11 protein-coding genes are annotated in these 16431 nt (G+C 67.2%); 7 read left to right on the top strand and 4 right to left on the bottom strand.

Translation table 11 applies throughout. The features are described 5' to 3' along the window. Window positions 1–38 precede the first annotated feature (38 nt). On the top strand, window positions 39–2975 hold the full coding sequence (locus tag ABZ795_RS25865) for a DEAD/DEAH box helicase (RefSeq protein ID WP_357532230.1): 2937 nt from the start codon (window positions 39–41) through the stop codon (window positions 2973–2975). Continuing rightward, window positions 2975–7030, top strand: a complete 4056-nt coding sequence (locus tag ABZ795_RS25860; protein WP_357532229.1) for a DNA methyltransferase — start codon at window positions 2975–2977, stop codon at window positions 7028–7030. The genes ABZ795_RS25865 and ABZ795_RS25860 overlap by 1 nt, the downstream gene beginning before the upstream one ends. Before the next feature lie 56 nt (window positions 7031–7086). Here ABZ795_RS25860 and ABZ795_RS25855 read toward each other — a convergent pair whose 3' ends face one another. The 4 genes from ABZ795_RS25855 to ABZ795_RS25840 form a co-directional block, all read right to left on the bottom strand. Continuing rightward, window positions 7087–7281, bottom strand: a complete 195-nt coding sequence (locus ABZ795_RS25855; RefSeq protein ID WP_357532228.1) for a DUF397 domain-containing protein — start codon at window positions 7279–7281, stop codon at window positions 7087–7089. Further along, on the bottom strand, window positions 7274–8161 hold the full coding sequence (locus ABZ795_RS25850) for a helix-turn-helix transcriptional regulator (protein WP_357532227.1): 888 nt from the start codon (window positions 8159–8161) through the stop codon (window positions 7274–7276). Before ABZ795_RS25850 ends, ABZ795_RS25855 begins: the two co-directional genes overlap by 8 nt. 257 nt (window positions 8162–8418) lie before the next feature. Then, window positions 8419–8919 carry a hypothetical protein gene (locus ABZ795_RS25845; protein ID WP_357532226.1) on the bottom strand — a complete coding sequence of 167 codons (501 nt, stop codon included), beginning with the start codon at window positions 8917–8919 and terminating at the stop codon, window positions 8419–8421. 6 nt (window positions 8920–8925) lie between these two features. After that, complete coding sequence (locus ABZ795_RS25840) at window positions 8926–9162, bottom strand: GntR family transcriptional regulator (RefSeq protein WP_357532225.1); 237 nt, start codon at window positions 9160–9162, stop codon at window positions 8926–8928. A 127-nt stretch (window positions 9163–9289) separates the two neighbouring features. On the opposite strand from ABZ795_RS25840, the gene ABZ795_RS25835 reads away from it, so the two are divergent. From ABZ795_RS25835 to ABZ795_RS25815, 5 genes are all read left to right on the top strand, one after another. Then, window positions 9290–9778: a hypothetical protein gene (locus ABZ795_RS25835; RefSeq protein ID WP_357532224.1), complete on the top strand. Its 489-nt coding sequence runs from the start codon at window positions 9290–9292 to the stop codon at window positions 9776–9778. Beyond that, on the top strand, window positions 9775–10155 hold the full coding sequence (locus tag ABZ795_RS25830; RefSeq protein ID WP_357532223.1) for a hypothetical protein: 381 nt from the start codon (window positions 9775–9777) through the stop codon (window positions 10153–10155). The genes ABZ795_RS25835 and ABZ795_RS25830 overlap by 4 nt, the downstream gene beginning before the upstream one ends. Before the next feature lie 656 nt (window positions 10156–10811). Then, window positions 10812–13346, top strand: coding sequence for a DUF262 domain-containing protein (locus ABZ795_RS25825; protein ID WP_357532222.1), 2535 nt, complete (start codon window positions 10812–10814; stop codon window positions 13344–13346). A 42-nt stretch (window positions 13347–13388) separates the two neighbouring features. After that, window positions 13389–15539 carry a UvrD-helicase domain-containing protein gene (locus ABZ795_RS25820; protein ID WP_357532221.1) on the top strand — a complete coding sequence of 717 codons (2151 nt, stop codon included), beginning with the start codon at window positions 13389–13391 and terminating at the stop codon, window positions 15537–15539. A 218-nt stretch (window positions 15540–15757) separates the two neighbouring features. Continuing rightward, window positions 15758–16431 (top strand): serpin family protein (locus tag ABZ795_RS25815; RefSeq protein WP_357532220.1); only part of this gene is annotated, 674 nt, incomplete at its 3' end.

The following is a 16431-nucleotide window of genomic DNA, read 5'->3' as shown; positions in this document are numbered from 1 at the left end:
CCCCTGAAACCCGGCCATCCCTCGACCCGGAAGACGCCATGCCCCCCTCGTACACCCCTGGTTCCCTCGTCTCCGCGCGCGGCCGTGAGTGGGTGGTGCTGCCCGAGAGCGCCCCCGACATGCTGGTCCTGCGCCCGCTCGGCGGGGCCGACGACGATGTCGCGGCCGTCTTCCCGGACATCGAGGCGGTCACCGACGCCCAGTTCGCCCCGCCGTCCCCCACCGATCTGGGGGACGCCCAGGCGGCGGGCCTGCTGCGCTCGGCGCTGCGGATCGGGTTCCGTTCCGGCGCGGGCCCGTTCCGCTCGCTGGCCGGCATCGCCGTCGAACCCCGCGCCTACCAGTTGGTGCCGCTGCTGATGGCGTTGCGGCAGAAGACCGTACGGATGTTGATCTCCGACGATGTGGGTATCGGGAAGACCGTCGAGGCGGGCCTGATCGCCACCGAGCTGCTGGCGCAGGGCAGCGCCACCCGGCTGGCGGTGCTCTGCTCACCGGCCCTGGCCGAGCAGTGGCAGGCCGAGCTGCGGACCAAGTTCGGCCTGGACGCCGAGCTGGTGTTGGCCTCCACGGTGTCGAGGCTGGAGCGCGGCCTGGACCTGGGGCAGTCGCTGTTCGACCGGCACCCGCACGTCATCGTCTCCACCGACTTCATCAAGTCCACCCGGCACCGCGACGACTTCGTCCGACACTGCCCGGACCTGGTGATCGTCGACGAGGCACATACCTGTGTGGCCGCCGACGAGGGCAGCAACACCCAGAACCAGCTCCGCTACGAGCTGCTGCACCGGGTAGCCGCCGATCCCGAGCGGCATCTGCTGCTGGTGACCGCTACCCCGCACAGCGGCAAGGAGAGCGCCTTCCGTAACCTGCTCGGCCTGGTGCGGCCCGAACTGGCCACGGTCGACCTGGGTTCGGAGGCGGGCCGTCGGCTGCTCGCCCAGCATTTCGTGCACCGCAAGCGCGCCGACGTGCGGCAGTACCTCACCCGCAGCGACGGCCTGGCCGACGACAGCCTCGCCGAGAAGACCAGCTTCCCCACCGACCGGGAGTTCAAGGACGAGACCTACAAGCTGTCGGCGGGCTACCGGGCGCTGCTGGACGACGCCATCGCGTACGCCAGTGAGCGGGTGACCGCCGCGGACAGCCGGGGCCGACGGGAGGCCCGGATCGCCTGGTGGTCCGCGATCGCCCTGCTGCGTTCCCTGGTCTCCTCACCCCGCGCTGCCGCGCAGACCCTGCGGACCCGCTCGGCCACTGCGAGCGCCGACACCCCGGAGGAAGCCGACCGGCTCGGTGCCCCGCTGACCAGCGACTCCGTCGACTCCGACGTGCTGGAAGGGCTGGACGTGGCCCCCGGCGCGGAAACCGGCGGCGTGGAGACCGACGCCGGTCGTCGCCTCGCCGAGCTGGCCGACCGCGCCGCCGAGCTGGAAGGCCCGACCGGCGACACCAAGCTCGCCGCCCTGACCAGACACCTCAAGGCCCTGCTCAAGGAGGGCTACCACCCGATCGTCTTCTGCCGCTACATCCCCACCGCCGAATACGTCGCCGAGCACCTGGCCGACGCGCTCGGCAGGAAGACCGTGGTCCGCGCGGTCACCGGCACCCTGTCGCCGCAGCAGCGCCTCCAACGCATCGAGGACCTGGCCCGGGAGGCCGGTGACGACCCGGCCGCCCGCCGGGTGCTGGTCGCCACGGACTGCCTCTCCGAGGGTGTGAACCTGCAACACCACTTCGACGCCGTCGTCCACTACGACCTGGCCTGGAACCCCACGAGGCACGACCAGCGGGAGGGCCGCGTCGACCGGTACGGCCAGCAACGCGACAAGGTACGCGTGATCACCCTGTGGGGCAGCGACAACGGCATCGACGGCAAGGTCCTCGACGTGCTGATCCGCAAGCACCGGCAGATCCGCAAGGACCTCGGCATCTCCGTCTCCGTCCCGGACGCCGCCTCCCAGGGCGTCACCGACGCCATCGTGGAGTGGCTGCTGCTGCGCGACCGCGACGGCGAGCAGGGCAGCCTCTTCGACGCCGAGGAGTACCGCGCCATCGACAAGAAGGCCGCCACCCTGGAAAGCGAGTGGCAGTCCGCCGCCGAGAAGGAGAAGGCGTCCCGGTCCCGCTTCGCCCAGCAGACCATCCGCCCCGACGAGGTGGCCCGCGAGGTCGCCGCGATCCGCGACACCCTCGGCCGGGCCGCCGAGATCCGCGACTTCGTACGCCAGTCGCTGCGCGCCCTCGACGGGGTGCTGCGGAACGCGCCGGACGGCTCCGGTGACTTCACCGCCGACGTCAGCGGCACCCCCGCCGGCCTACGCGACACCCTCGCCCCGGTGCTCGGCGGCGACGCCGTCGAGACGGGCAAACCGGTGCTGTTCCGGAGCACCGCCGCCGTGGCGCGCGGCGAGGCGGCCCTGGTCCGCACCGACCCGGCGGTGGTGGCCCTGGCCGGGTACGTCCTCAACGCCGCCCTGGACACCCAGGTCACCGGCGCCCGCCCGGCCCGCCGCTGCGGCGTCATCCGCACCCGCGCGGTGACCACCCGCACCACCCTGCTGCTGGTCCGCTACCGCTTCCACCTCACCCTGCCGTCGCGCTCCGGCACCCGGCATCTCGTCGCCGAGGACGCCCGACTGCTGGCCTTCTCCGGCGCACCCGCCAACGCCACCTGGCTGCCCACCGCCGAGGCACTGCGGCTGCTCGACGCAGGCGCCGACGAGAACACCGACCGGGACTTCGCCGAACGCACCATGCGCCGCATCCTCGACGGCCTGCCCGAGGTCACCGACCGCCTGACCGCCTACGGCGAGGAGTTGGCCGCCGAACTGCTCGCCTCGCACCGCCGGGTACGCAGCGTCGCCGGTGAGATCGTCCGCGGCCTCACCGTCACCGCGCAGGACCGTCCCGACGTCCTCGGCGCCTACGTCTACCTGCCCGCGTCCACCCCCGCCGCCGGAGGCAACGCCTGATGTCCGCGACCGCCCGCAACCAGGTCTTCTCCGCCGTACACACCATCGGCGGCCTGATCCCCGCCGACATGCTGGTCCGCATCTCCGAGGGCCGCGACGTCAGCGGCGCCAAACCCGCCGACTACAAGGTGATCGGCTCCCGCTCGGTACGCGACGACGCCGAACGCCACTGGGACTACCTCAAGTCGGTGTGGAAGGAACTACGCAACCGGCTGCCCGTCGCCCCGGCCGCCGAGGCCCCGGCGGACCCGACCGGCCTGGCCGTCGCCGAGTGGCTGCTACCGCTCTTCGGCGAAGGACTCGGCTTCGGCCCGCTGACCGCGCTCGGCGACACCGGCATCAGCTCCGACGACGGCAACAAGACCTTCCCGATCAGCCACCGCTGGAACCACGTCCCGATCCACCTGGTGCCGTGGAACGCCGCCCTCGACAAGCGCCCCGCCGGTGCGGGCAGCGTGCCCCCGCAGTCGCTGGTGCAGGAGCTGCTGAACCGCTCCGAGGCCCACCTGTGGGGGGTGCTCACCAACGGCCGACAACTGCGCCTGCTGCGCGACTCCAGCGCCCTGGCCACCGCCGCCTACGTCGAATTCGACCTGGAAGCCATCTTCGACGGCGAACTGTTCAGCGAATTCGTCCTGCTCTACCGCCTCCTGCACGTCTCCCGCTTCGAGATCGCGGAAGGCAGCGCCCCGTCGACCTGCTGGCTGGAGAAGTGGCGCACCGAGGCGATCGAGTCTGGCGTTCGTGCCGTCAAGGAATTGCGCAAGAATGTTCAAGCAGCCATTCATGCCCTCGGCACCGGATTCCTCCGTCATCCCGACAACGTCGTGCTGCGAGAAGCCTTCGACCGCGATGCGTTCCATAACGCGCTGCTGCGCCTTGTATACCGACTGCTATTTCTCTTCGTTGCCGAGGACCGCGACGTCTTGCACCACCCCGACGCCGACGACCAGGCCCGCGAACGCTACGCCACCTACTTCTCCTCGGCCCGGCTGCGCGCCCAGGCACGCCGCCGCCGAGGCACTACCCACAGCGACCTCTACCAGGCGCTACGCCTCGTCCTAAACGCCCTAGGTGACGAGAACGGCCGCCCCGAACTGGGCCTGCCCGGTCTCGGTGGCCTCTTCGACCGAGACCCGGTTGCGGACAAGCCGTTGGACGACTTGTCGCTGTCTAACGAGTACCTGCTGACCGCTGTTCGGCACTTGTCGCAGGTGCGGGACCCCGGCTCGCGGCGGTGGCGGTCAGTCGACTATCGGAACCTGGATGCCGAGGAGCTGGGCTCGATCTACGAGTCATTGCTGGAACTAGTGCCGAACCCCTGCTTGGCAGAACGCACCTTCGAGCTTGTCGAGATGAAGGGCAACACCCGCAAAACCACCGGCTCCTACTACACCCCATCCTCCCTGATCGACTGCCTGCTCGACTCGGCCCTCGACCCGGTCATCGACGACGCGGTCAAGCGCGCCGAGCAGGCCGCCACCGCCGCCGGCCAACCCGACCCGAGCGACCACATCGTCAACGAGCTGCTGTCGCTTACCGTCTGCGACCCGGCCTGCGGCTCCGGCCACTTCCTGGTCGCCGCCGCCCGCCGCATCGCCAAGCGGGTAGCCGCCGTCCGCGAACGCAACCCCGAGCCCACCAGCGACGCCGTACGCACCGCCCTACACGAGGTCGTCGCCCGCTGCATCTACGGCGTAGACATCAACCCGATGGCCGTCGAACTCGCCAAGGTCTCCCTCTGGCTGGAAGCCCTGGAACCCGGCAAGCCCCTCAGCTTCCTCGACGCCCACATCAAATGCGGCAACGCCCTGATCGGCGCCACCCCCGCCCTACTCAAGAAGGGCATCCCCGATGAGGCATTCAAACCCATCGAGGGCGACGACAAGAAGTACGCCAAGTCCCTGGAAAAGCAAAACGCCAAGGAACGAACGGGACAGGGCAGCCTATTCGACTTGGACGAGGGGGTGAAGGTCGCCAACACCGTCTTCGCCCATGGCCTGCACCTGATCACGGCGGCCCCCGCCAACGACGTCCGCGACGTGCGCAAGCAGGCTTCCGCCTATCAGAGCTGGCAGACATCCACAGATTACGCCCGCGCGCTGCACATCGCGGACGCTTGGTGCGCCGCGTTCCAGTGGGTGAAGACGACGGACGCACCGCCCGCTGTCACCCACGAGGTCTTCCGTGCACTCGGTGATCCCGACGCCTTGGCAGCGCCGCAGGCTACCCATGACGAGATCATCAGGCTGCGTCAGCAATACCGGTACTTCCACTGGCACCTTGAGTTCCCTGAGGTTTTCAAGGTGCCTGCAATCGGCACGGGTATCGACCCAGCGACAGGCTGGGCGGGTGGCTTTGACTGCGCCCTGGGGAACCCCCCCTGGGAACGGATCAAACTTCAGGAGCAAGAGTTCTTCGCGCAGCGCGACGAGAGCATCGCCAAGGCTGCGAACGCGGACGCCCGCAAGAAGCTGATCGCTAAGCTAGCAAATGACCAACCCGATCTTCATTCGAAGTTCATGTCGGCCAAGCGAAGCGCCGAGGCGGAGAGTCAGTTCCTGCGCTCCTCGCAGCGGTATCCGCTTACTGGGCGAGGTGACATCAACACCTTTTCCGTCTTCTCGGAGATGGGGCGGAGCGTAATTTCGTCCACTGGTCGAAACGGATTCGTCCTGCCTACACAAATAGGCACCTCTGCAACTACGGCCAAGTACTTCTCGGACATTGTTAGTAATGGATCACTGGTATCCTTCTTGAACTTCGAGAACGAGGCGTATCTTCTCAGCAGAGAGGTTCACCATGATACCGACTTTAGTCTGTTAACGATAGCTGGGTGCGAGGTAAGGGTGCCTGAGGCGGACTTTTGCTTCTACGTGAGGCGCATGGACGAACTTGATTCCTCCAGGATTCGCCTCAGTGCGTCGGATCTTTTAAGGGTCAACCCAAACACGGGGACGTGTCCGCTTTTTCGATCCCCTCGAGATGCTCGAATCACGCTCGGGATCTACAACCGCGTTCCTGTCCTTGTAAAGGAGGGTGACCCGAGAGGAAATCCGTGGGAGCTGTCATTCATGGCCATGTTTCATATGTCAAACGATTCGCGCATATTTCGTAATCGTGAGAGCCTCGAACGGGAGGGGTGGATCCTTCGCGGCAACATTTTCGAACATGGGCACGCCCGCATGCTGCCGCTACAAGAGGCCAAGTTGCTCCACCATTACAATCACCGGTTCTCGACGTATGAAGGAGCTACGCCAGAGCAATTAAACATGGGAACGTTGCCTCGGCTGACGCTGGAGCAGCAGGAAGACCCTTCGCTTGGGTCGATGCCTCGCTACTGGGTTGCAGAGGAACAAGTGCAGGCAAAGCTGTCGAGCAAGGCGTGGAGCCGTGACTGGCTTTTTGGATGGCGCGATATTACCAATAGCGCTAATGAGCGCACCATGATTGGGGCGGCGTTTCCTTGCTTTGCCGCGCCAGACGGAACCCTGCTAATGCTTCCTGCGGGTCCGAACTTCGGCAGTCTTATAGCTTGCATTTCATCATTCATTCTCGACTTTGTGACGCGTCAGAAGATTGCAGGAACGCATCTAAAGTATTTCACTGTTTATCAATTGCCCGTCCTGACGCCTGGTCAACTTGCCCCCTTTGCATCATTCATTAAACCGAGAGTCCTAGAACTTATCTATACTGCCCACGGCATGGCTCCCTTTGCTCGTGACCTTGGTGACACGGGCGCTCCATTTCGTTGGAACGAGGAACGCCGTGAGATTATGCGGGCCGAACTGGATGCGCTCTTCTTTCTTCTCTATGGTATTTCGCGTGACGATGTCGGCTACATCATGGAGACGTTCCCAATCATCAAGCGCAAGGATGAGGCGAAGTGCGGTACGTACCGAACCAAGGACTTAATCCTCGCCGAGTATGACCGAATGAGAGCTGCTGGCGTCAGCCTGACCACTCCGCTGGTTGATGGCGAAAACTACACCTCGACCCTCAGTCCAGCGCCGGGGCGCGGTCCGCGCCACCCAGCCGTAGGCGCGGAGGTGTAGAGGAGCGGCTGTGGGACAGTGGCAGATCAAATAGCCGTCGCGCCGCCGTTCGGCACTCAATCAGCCGGTTGGACTGCCCTGACGAAGCCGGTCCAAGCCGTAGGCGAGAAGGTGAGAGCCGGTCCGGTCGGGTCTTTGGAGTCGCGTACGGCGACGAGGCCGGGGATGTTCGCGGCAACTTCGACGCAGTCGCCGCCGTTGTCGCCGCTGCGGGTGCTCTTGCGCCAGATAGCACCGGTCAGGTCAGTCATGCCGCATCTCCCCGATGAGCCTTTTGATCATGTCATTTGATTCTGCCTCGCCGAGGGCGAGCGCATCCAGTCCCCGCCAGACCCGTTCGTAGGCGGCAAGTTCATCGGGCTTGTCCAGGTAGAGCGCTCCGGTGAGTGACTCGCTGTAGACGACCGAGGGCTCCGGTGCGGCCCGGCCGCCTTTGGTCGGCGGGAAGTCAAGGATGACGAATGATCCGGCGACCGCGCCGGGCTGCGGTCCGGCGGCCAGTGGCAGCACCCGGACTGACACGTTCGGCAGGTCGGAGAGCTTGAGAAGCTGGTTGAGCTGATCGCCCATGACCGCTGGGCCGCCGACCCCACGCCGGAGCACCGCTTCGGACAGCACGGCATCGAGCTTGGGAGCGGTTGGCAGTCGTCGGACCAGTAGGGCTTGCCGTTGGAGTCGAACTTGGACGGCTCGCTCGCGTTCCTCGTCGTTCAGTCGTCCGCCGAGACGGTAGAGGGCGTGCGCGTACTCCTTGGTTTGCAGGATGCCGGGTATCAACGATTCGTCGTAGCGGCGCAGGTGTGCGGCGGCGGATTCTAGGCCTACGTACAGCTCGAACCAGCTTGGTACGGCGTCGCCGTAGGCGTGCCACCAGCCTTTGGACTTGGTCGCGGCGGCCAGGCCGCGCATCGCCTCGGTCATCTCAGGCGACACGCCGTACAACTCGCACATGGCCTTGACGTCGAGCACCCGGACGGAGCCCATGCCGCATTCGAGGCGCCAGATCTTCTGGCGGCTGTATTCCAAGGCTTCGGCGGCGGCATCGAGCGTCACCCCGGCCTCGTTGCGGAACTGGCGTAGCAGCCGACCGAGCTGTCGGCGGGGCACTGTCGATCCGATGTCCTCGGCCATTGGCACACTCCCTGGTTCCAACACGCAACGCTGCGTGACCTGTCGTTGTAACACCTAGCCGTTACAGGAAAGAAAGTCAATGCATATCCGCGAAATTCGGGCCTGGAACGTTGCAACTCCACTGCGGAGTGTTCCAGGATGCTCACAGCGCGGCGGCTGGCCGATTCCCCCCGGACGGCCGCCGCGTTCCGATCGAATCTCTGCGTCCAGCATCGAAGGGCAGCGACATGACGATCGGCCGCTCCGCGTGCTTGTTGCTACTTACTCGCCGTCGCCGGTGGCTTGTAGGTTCCCAGCGCCTGGGTCCTGGCCATGGTCATGGGCGTCAGGAGCGAGTCAAGAAGCTGTGCGTCCTGGGCTGGCAGGGTCAGCAACGCCCGGCGCAGGTAGATGCTCCACGTCTGCGGCTTGGGGAAGGCGGCCAACTGCTTCACGAGCGGCTGCAACTCCAGCCCGCCCGGGTGCGGCACCAGGCCGTCGATCCGCAGGTCGCAGCCGGAGACGAAGGTGCGGCCGGCGATCTCGACCGGCTCGTCCAGCTTCCGGACGGAGGAGCGGGCCACTGCCGTACCGATGATCCGGCCACGGTCGCGGGTGGGGTTTCGCCACGCACCTCGGGTGGCGTAGAGGAACAGGCGGTCGTCGGCGGCGAGTGTCGCCACCTCCGCGCGCGGTGTCGCCGGGAACGCCATGCGCTCTTCGTGCAGTACCCACGAGATGGCGTCACGGTCGCCCAGGATCACCAGGTACGCGGTCATCGGCGGTCAGGAATCCTGCTCGGAGGTGTCGGCGACGAAGACGCCTACGCCCTGTCGGCCTTCCAGGACGCCTGCCTCGATCAGCAGTTCAACAGCCTTACGAACTGTCACGCCGGACGTCTCGTACTCTTCGGCAAGTTCTTTGGTCGTAGGCAACTTGTCGCCAGGCTTGAGGATCCCGGCGGCGATCTTGGCTTGGATCTCCCGCCGGATCCTTCGCCACAGCGGCTCGTAGGTTGCCATGGGCGGAGTCCATCACGACCAGCGTTTGATCTTGCAACCTATGCCATCGTTACAACCTATAGCGTCTTTGACTTCTTTAGTTGTAAAGTGGCTCGGAGCAGCAGCTATAGCTCCAAGGGGAGGGAACATGGGTAGGCGGTGGAAGTGGTTTTTGCGGGCGGGGCCGGTCGCCTTGGACCTGACCGGGCAGGCTGTGCCGGACGGGGATGTGCCGGGGCGGTTCCGGCGACTATCGGTGGAGCATGTCGTACCGGAGCTGCGGGTGACCTCGCGCTGCGACGGCGCGGAGGTCTACGAGCGGCCCGAGGAGCGTCCGGCGGGGTCGCGAAACCGGCGGGTAGGCCACCCCGAGGCCGGGCGGCGCAACCGGGGGAGCTTCCCGACGCTGAAATGCGCGGGACGACCCTCGACCGAGCCCGATCGGGTGCAGTCGGGCGACGAGGTCACCTCGGGTCAGTTGGCGCGGGCGAACCGGGTGGTGAATCAGCACTGGCGGCGGCCGGGCGAGGATCCGCGTACCCGAAAGTGCGCGGACTGTCGCGCGGACGGTACGTGTCCCCGGGCGGCCTGGGCCGAGGCGACCGTCACCCGCATTCTGCGGACATACCTGCCGTGAACGCCTTTGACCTGTCGCCCGCGCAGATCCGCAACCGGCTGATCCTGCGGGCCCGGCAGGCGGCGCTGGCCGCCCGCAGCGGGCTGCCGTGCGCCGAGGGGTGCCCGGTCGGGGTGGCGGCGGTCCGCGTACCGGTGGTGCCGCAGGTCTGCGTCGCGCCCGGCGACGTGGTCCGGCTGCGCAGCTCCGACTACCGGTACCCCACGGGACCGTTGCGGTTGCGGATCGTCCGGGTCCGGCTGGACATCAGCCAGTGGTACGAGGGGCAGTGGGTGTGGCTCGAAGGCGTCGAGATCACGCCGGATGGCCAGGACGGCGCGTGGCGGCCGGTGCTGGCCCGGGTCTGCGCGCTGCCTCGCCGCTTTCCGGAACCGTAAGCGCCTCCACCTGGGCAGTGGCAGTCGTGTTCGGCTGTGCGCTGATCGGGGCGGAGATCTTCGTACCTGCTCCCTGGATGTGCGGATCCGCGTACCAGGAAGTGCCCGGACTGTCGGGGTGACGGCACCTGTCCGCGGGCGACCTGGGCCGATTCGATCATTGCGCGGTGTCTGCGGGCGTACCGGCGAGGAACGTCTTTGACCTGTCGCCCGCGCAGATCCGTAACCGGCTGGCGTAGCGGGTGCGGCAGGCCGCGCGGGCCGCCGGCCTGCCATCCGCGTCGCCGACGTGGTCCGGCTCGCCGAATCCGATTATCGGTACGGGGTTGGTCCGTTGCGGTTGCGGGTGGTCCGGGTCCGGTTGGACATCAGCCAGTGGTACGACGGGCAGTGGGTGTGGCTCGAAGGCATCGAGATCGGCCCAGACGACCAGGATGGTAGGACGTCCCCTCGAACAAGTCACGCCGGACGATGCGAAGAGTCGGCGCCGAACCGCAGGAGCGATGTCGGGAAGCCGACGCGAGTTCGATCCGCTGGGATCGACACTTTCAACCGGTTTGCGGACTGATGCTCACTGTTCGTGTGTTGCCCGGCGTACCAAGATTTGTTTGGCTTGTCGGACTCAACGGGCAGGACCATAAAGGACGGAGGCGGGGATGGTCGCGGCTGCGGAGACCACGCTGCAGGGTCTGCTGGAAGGCACCAGGCAGTACCTGGTGCCGCTCTATCAACGGACCTATTCGTGGACCGAGCTTCAACTGAAGCGGATCTGGGACGACGTCTGCCAACTCGCCCGGGACCGGGCCGACCATCCAGCCGCCACCCACTTCATCGGCTCGCTGGTGCTCGCGCCCAGCCCGGCCACAGGCGCGGTCGGCGTCGCCGAGTACCTGGTCGTGGACGGTCAGCAGCGGCTCACCACGCTGACCATCCTGCTCTGCGCCATCCGCGACCACCGGGCCGAGCACGAGAGCCCGAAACACCGGCTCCGGCTCGATCAGCAGTATCTGACCAACCCGTTCGAGGAGCAGCGCTGGTTGAAGCTGGTCCCCACCCAGGCCGACCGGGACGCGTACGTGGCCTGCGTGAGGTCGACGCCGTCTAACGGCCCGGACAACGCGGTGGGCCGGGCGTACCGGTTCTTTGCCAACGCCTTGAAGACCCTCGGTGACGGCGAGGAGCCGATCACCGTCGAGCAGGTCGAGAGTGCCGTGATCACCGGACTGGCGTTGGTCGCGATCACCGCCAAGCCCGGTGACAACGTCTACCGGATCTTCGAGTCGCTGAACAACACCGGGCTGGCGCTCACCCAGGCCGACCTGCTGCGCAACTACATCTTCATGCGGCTGCCCAACCGGGGGCAGGCCGTCTACGACTCACTCTGGCGGCCACTGCAGCAGCGGTTCACCCCGACCGAGCTGGTCCTGCTCTTCTGGCTCGACTTGGTCCACCGCGACCCGAAGGTCAAGCAGACCGACACGTACGCGATCCAGCAGGCCCGCCTCGACAAGCTGCGCACCGAAGCGGACGTCGAAGCGGAGGTGAAGCGGTTCAGCCGGCTCGGTGCGCTGCTGCGGGTGATCCTGCACCCGGCTGAGGAACAGGACTCGGGCGTACGGCAGCGGCTGGGGCGTCTCAGCGCGTGGGGCACCACCACCGTCTACCCGGTGCTGCTGCACCTGCTCGACCGTCGGGACCGGGGCACGGCGACCTCCGAGCAGATCGCCTCCGCGATGTTGTACCTGGAGAGCTTCTTCGTCCGGCGGCTGCTGATCGGCCGCAGCACTATGAACATCAATCGCATTCTGCTCGCCGTGGTCACCGAGATGGACCGGGAACTGCCGGTCGACGAGGCAGTGCGCAGGTACCTCTCGACGGGCCGCAAACACTGGGCTGCCGACGCGAGCCTGCGAGCCATGGTGCGGACCATCCCGTTCTACCTCAACGGTCGGGCCAGCCAGCGCAGCTTGGTGCTGCGCTGGCTGGAGGAATCCTACGGCAGCAAGGAACCGGTGGCGCTGGAGAAGCTGACCATCGAACACGTGCTGCCGCAGACCCTCAGCGAGGAGTGGGCGCAGATGCTCGGCGCTGACCTCGACACCGACGAGACCACCGACGAGGCGCACGAGGCGCTCGTGCACACCCTGGGGAACCTGACCCTCACCGGCTACAACTCGGAGCTGAGCAACAAGCCGTTCGCCGCCAAGCGGATCGCTCTGGCCAAGAGCGGTGTTCAGCTGAGCCGGGACGTCGCCGACCGGCAGCGGTGGGGCCGTTCGGAAATCCTGGCACGGGCCGACGCCCTCGCCGAACGGATCATTGCCATCTGGCCGGGTCCCTCCGGCGAGACTGGCAACCAGTCCGACGTGCCCTGGGATGTTCTGGCGAAGGCACTCGCCGAGCTGCCGGCCGGATCGTGGACCACCTACGGCGATCTGGCGGCCCTGATTGGTACGGCGCCGCAACCGGTGGGGAACCGGCTGGCAAACCATCCGACCCTCAACGCCCATCGGGTGCTCCAGGCCGGCGGAATCGTCGCGGGTAACTTCCGGTGGCTCGAACCCGGCCGTAACGACGACCCTCGTGACGTGTTGCGCGTCGAGGGCGTGACGTTCGACCAGCACGGCCGCGCCGACCCGGCCCAGCGCATCACAGTCGAGGAGTTGGCGCAGCTCGCCGGGGTGACGCCACCCGATCTGCCCGAGCCGCGAGCCCGCTCTCACGGCGACGTCGACTACGCCTCGCGGTTCATCGAGCAGCTCACCGCGTCCCAGGGGGCGGCGGTCGCCACGGCCACCGCCGTCGTGCTCGACGCGTGGACCACGATGGGCGGCACCCTTTCCTACGGGATCGGCAACGAGACCTCCTGCTTCCTCATGGCCCGAAGCAAGGATCACGAGTACGGCAACATCTGGCCGGTGACGTTCTACCCCAGTGGGAAGTGCGAGGTCGTTTTCCAGCACCTCAGTATCCGTACGCCGTTCGACGACCTGGCCCTGCGGGAGGAATTGCGGCAGCGGTTGAACCAGTTGCCGGATGTCCAGATCGCCGCTGCCAGGCTTGCCTTGCGGCCAAGTTTCCCGATGACGGTCCTCGCCGACGCCGAGGCCCGGTACGCACTGCTCGATCACCTGCGCTGGTTCTACGACCAGGCGCAGATCAGCACCTCCGACGATGCAGCCCTGGTTTAGCCGATCCGCCTTTCTCGATCAACTGCCCCGGAGGTCTCGTTCGTGCCGCAGCTCGCCTTCGCCAACAGTTTCTGGCAGAGCTATGACGTGCTGGAGAAGCCGGTCAAGGCCGGCGTACGCAAGGCGATGGAGAAGTTCCAGCAGCTCACCGTCGCCGGGTTGCACGCCGACAAGGGACTGCACCTGGAGTCGGTGAACAATGCCCGCGACCCACGGATGCGGACCATCCGGATCACCGACTTCTGGCGCGGGGTGGTGCTCGCGCCCGATGACGGCAGCGACACCTTCCTGCTGATCAAGGTGGTGCCGCACGACGACGCGTACACCTGGGCCGCGAAGCGGCTCTACACGGTCAACAGCGCTACGCGGGCGTTGGAGGTCCGCAACGTCGTGGCCATCGAGCAGCTCACCCCGGCGTTGGAGCAGGCCGCCGCGCAGGCGCCGCGCCTGTTGTTCGCCAAGCACTCCGACACGGTGTTGCGTGATCTCGGCATCGACGATCAGGTGCTGCGGGCGGTACGCACGATCGTCGACAAGTCGCAACTGGAGGCGTTCGGCACGCTGCTGCCGGAGGACCAGTTCGAGGTGTTGCAGTACCTCGCCGAGGGGTTCAGCCCGGACGAGGTCTACCGCGACCTGGTGACCGCGCGCCGGCCGGCCGACGCAACGCCGGAGCCGAGCGAGAGCCTGGAACTCGCGATCGCGAACACCGCCAGCCGGATCACCCTGGTCACCAGCCCGGACGAACTCGCCGAGATCCTCGACAAGCCGTTCGCCGCCTGGCGGGTGTTCCTGCACCCCTCGCAGCGGCGGGTCGCCTACCGGGTCTCGTACACCGGGCCGGCGCAGGTGACCGGGGGGCCGGGCACCGGGAAGACGGTGGCGGCGCTGCACCGGGTCAAGCATCTGCTCTCCCGTACGCCCGAAGGGCGGGTGCTGCTCACCACCTATACCAATGCTCTGGCGGCGAACCTGCGGGAGAACCTGGCGTTGCTGCTCGGCGACGAGCAGCAGCTGTCGCGGGTGGAGGTGACCACGGTCAACGCCGTCGCCAACCGGACCGTACGCGCCCTCGCCGGCCGGGTGCCGACGCCGATCGGCGATCTCGACGAGCGGCAGGTCTGGCGGCGGGTGTGCCGCAAGCTGACGCTGCCCTTCACCGAGCAGTTCCTGGCCCAGGAGTTCCGGCACGTCATCCTCGCCCAGGACGTACGCGACCGGGAGGCGTACCGGGCGGCCAGCCGGCGCGGCCGGGGGACCGCGCTGGGCACCCGGCAGCGCGACCGGGTGTGGGACGCGGTGGAGCTGTTCCAGAAGGAACTGTCGGCCGCCGGCAGCGCCACCCACCTGCAGGTCTGCGCGCGGGCGGCGGATCTGCTCGGCGAGGCCGACCTGACCGAGTACGGCTACCGGCATGTGGTGGTCGACGAGGCGCAGGACCTGCACCCGGCGCAGTGGCGGGTGCTGCGTGCCGTCGTGTCACCCGGCCCGGACGACCTGTTCATCACCGGCGATCCACATCAGCGGATCTACGACTCCCGGGTCTCACTCGCCGCCCTCGGCATCTCGGTCACCGGCCGCAGCAGCCGACTGCGGATCAACTACCGCAGCACCGAAGAGATCCTCTCCTGGTCCACAACGGTGCTCGTCGGGTCGCGGGTCGAGGACCTCGGTGGCGAGGGCGAGGACAGCCTTACCGGCTACCGGTCGCTGCTGCACGGCAAGCGACCCACCGCGCAGGGTCACCCCTCGTCGCAGGCCGAGATCGCCGCGCTGATCAAGCGGGTGGGGGAGTGGCTCGACCAGGGCATCGGGCCGAGCGAGATCGCCGTGTGCGCCCGGTTCAACACCACCCTGAGCAGCGTGCAAAGCGAACTGGACGCTGCCGGAATTCCGTCGATCCGGGTACGCGACCAGCCCGGCGCGGAAGTCGACGGCGTACGGCTGGCCACCATGCACGCGATGAAGGGCCTGGAGTTCCGCTGCGTCGCGATCGTCGGTGTCACGGCGAAGGCGGTCCCCTTCGCCAAGGAGGTCACGCCACCCGAGGTGGACCCGGTGCAGCACGACAACGATCTGCTACGCGAGCGCTGCCTCCTCTTCGTGGCCAGCACCCGAGCCCGCGAAGCCCTGCACGTCTCGTGGAGCGGACAACCCAGCCCGTTCCTGTCATCTGTCTCGACCGTCCGGTAACGACCGCTCTTGTTCACCGAGGCTGATGGAGTGCATCCAGAGCGCGACATCGAGCACTCGCATGCAGCCGGAGTGAGCCGTTCCCCAGGTCTCGCCGCCGCGGATGACGGTCGGTAAACATTGCCAAACTTCGATGAATTTGGGTCTTGGTCTGGCCTGTTCCGTAAGGGCTGAACTACCGTCAGGATATGGTCTCGCGTCGATCGATACTGCGGACCGTGCCGCTCGCGGCCGCCGCACTCACCGCCACCCCAGCCCACGCCCGTTCCTCCACCTCGACCGATCCGATCCGCGTACCCCCCGATCCGGCCACGATGGCCGCCGCCGCGACCGCCGTACGTGGCTTCTCCGCTGACCTCTACCGCGAGCTCGCCTCGACCCGTCCCGGCGGCAACGTGGTGTGTTCGCCGTACTCGGTCGGGCTCGCGCTGGCGATGGCCAGGGCGGGTGCCGGGTCCACCACGGCGGCGGAGATGGATGCCGTGCTGCACGCACCGCATCCCCGACCGCAGGCCCTCGACAGCGGCCTCAACACGGTCGAACAGACCCTGGCCACCCGCTACCAGGACGGCGACGGAGTCGCCCGGCCGCTGCTGACCACGGCCAACGCCCTGTGGACCCGGCTCGGTCTGGGCCTGCGGCCCGGGTTTCAGGACACCCTGGCCGGCTATTACGGTGCCGCGCCGCACCCGGTCGACTTCGGTGGCGCGCCGGAAGCGGCCCGCCAGGAGATCAACACCTGGGTCTCCGACCGGACCAACGCGAAGATCCCGGAACTGTTGCCGTTCGGTGCCGTGAGCCCCGGCACCAAGTTGATTCTCACCAATACGACCTATCTCAAGGCGGCGTGGCGGTACCAGTTCGTTCCGGCGTTGACCGCGACCGAGCCGTT

This window comes from Micromonospora sp. NPDC047134 (genome assembly GCF_040643455.1).
GTDB lineage: Bacteria > Actinomycetota > Actinomycetes > Mycobacteriales > Micromonosporaceae > Micromonospora.
Note: the sequence above shows the minus strand (reverse complement) of the source record. Positions and strands in the feature narration are given on the sequence as shown.

What these genes read in the sequence shown, in the direction of transcription:
- ABZ795_RS25865 (WP_357532230.1), top strand. Translation starts at nt 39, where the DNA reads ATGCCCCCCTCGTACACCCCTGGTTCCCTCGTCTCCGCGCGCGGCCGT.
- ABZ795_RS25860 (WP_357532229.1), top strand. Translation starts at nt 2,975, where the DNA reads ATGTCCGCGACCGCCCGCAACCAGGTCTTCTCCGCCGTACACACCATC.
- ABZ795_RS25855 (WP_357532228.1), bottom strand. Translation starts at nt 7,281, where the DNA reads ATGACTGACCTGACCGGTGCTATCTGGCGCAAGAGCACCCGCAGCGGC.
- ABZ795_RS25850 (WP_357532227.1), bottom strand. Translation starts at nt 8,161, where the DNA reads ATGGCCGAGGACATCGGATCGACAGTGCCCCGCCGACAGCTCGGTCGG.
- ABZ795_RS25845 (WP_357532226.1), bottom strand. Translation starts at nt 8,919, where the DNA reads ATGACCGCGTACCTGGTGATCCTGGGCGACCGTGACGCCATCTCGTGG.
- ABZ795_RS25840 (WP_357532225.1), bottom strand. Translation starts at nt 9,162, where the DNA reads ATGGCAACCTACGAGCCGCTGTGGCGAAGGATCCGGCGGGAGATCCAA.
- ABZ795_RS25835 (WP_357532224.1), top strand. Translation starts at nt 9,290, where the DNA reads ATGGGTAGGCGGTGGAAGTGGTTTTTGCGGGCGGGGCCGGTCGCCTTG.
- ABZ795_RS25825 (WP_357532222.1), top strand. Translation starts at nt 10,812, where the DNA reads ATGGTCGCGGCTGCGGAGACCACGCTGCAGGGTCTGCTGGAAGGCACC.